The sequence below is a fragment of the Bradyrhizobium sp. SZCCHNR2028 genome (assembly GCF_032380995.1).
Taxonomy (GTDB): Bacteria; Pseudomonadota; Alphaproteobacteria; order Rhizobiales; family Xanthobacteraceae; genus Bradyrhizobium.
Genome location: NZ_JAUHJF010000054.1, coordinates 1 through 1,009, shown reverse-complemented (window position 1 = coordinate 1,009; position 1,009 = coordinate 1). Strand labels below are relative to the sequence as shown.

The 1,009-nt window shown below is 59.6% G+C and carries 2 protein-coding genes; both read right to left on the bottom strand.

All coding sequences use genetic code 11. From position 1 onward, the window contains the following. On the bottom strand, positions 1–340 hold a 340-nt coding region (locus QX121_RS31600; protein ID WP_409999390.1), incomplete at its 3' end, for a cupin domain-containing protein. 257 nt (positions 341–597) lie between these two features. Next, on the bottom strand, positions 598–1,009 hold a 412-nt coding region (locus QX121_RS31595), incomplete at its 5' end, for a helix-turn-helix transcriptional regulator (protein WP_315813918.1).

The window sequence follows — 1,009 nt, the reverse complement described above, 5'->3', positions numbered from 1 at the left end:
GCGTCGTCAATGTCTGCTCCAACGCCCTCGCGCTTATTCGAAGAATGAGCTGCTCATAACCTGGCTCGAACACAATCCTGTTGGGTTCGCCAGGCGCAACTATGCAGGACTGCCGCTCGGTTATCGCGATCGCCGTGCGATTCAGAATGGTCAAAGCGCTGCCTTTGAGGCCAATTTGCAGGCGCGCGAAGTCGCTCTCCGGGAACTTGACGACCGCCCTCGCCCCGCCATATGCACAAAAGCCCAGGCCGATATTCGTAAGCTGAAGGTAGTTGCCCACCCCCAGGAAGCCATCTGCCTTGGTGACTGCGAAGCCAGTTGCCCCGTAGACCGTACGCAACGCGTGCTCCATCGCCTCCGGATCGTCTGTACGAATGACGGGAGCGCGGCTCAGGAGGCTTACGGATCGGTCCAAGTTCATCGAAGGATGGTATCTCAGGTTTGACCGGACTCAAACCTGGGAAAAACCCGGTCAGCGGCGAGGTGCCGCAGCTCCCTTCATCGCCGATATAGCTTGAGGTTCCAGTTTCTGAGCGACCTTTGCTGCTGCCCCAGCGCTCTTGGGAATGGTCCTGGCCGACGCTTCTATCAGGCGAGCTAGGCGGCGCGCCGCCCGCGCGACAGAGTTTCGGATGGAAGCTCACCGAACATGTCGCGATAGTCTCTTGCGAAGTGTCCGAGATTTCCGAAGCCGCAATTGAAGGCGACTGCAGAGACGGAGGTGCGCTGATCTGGCCCCGAGAGCATCTGTTTTGCCTGTCGCAATCGCACCGTTTTTGCAAACGCCGTCGGCGAGTATCCGCGGCTCTTCTTAAACGCAGCAGAGAGCGCGCGGATGCTGACGCCTGTCTGCGATGCCAGCTCCTCGATCGTGATGGCGCGCCCCCAAGAGGCCTCGATATACTCTTCGGTCAGCCGAACGATCTGCGGCGCGACGTCCTTTTCGGCTCTCTCCAACAGCTCGCTGAAATTGTGGCGGTGAGCCGACAGGAAGGAAACGATGAGAGCC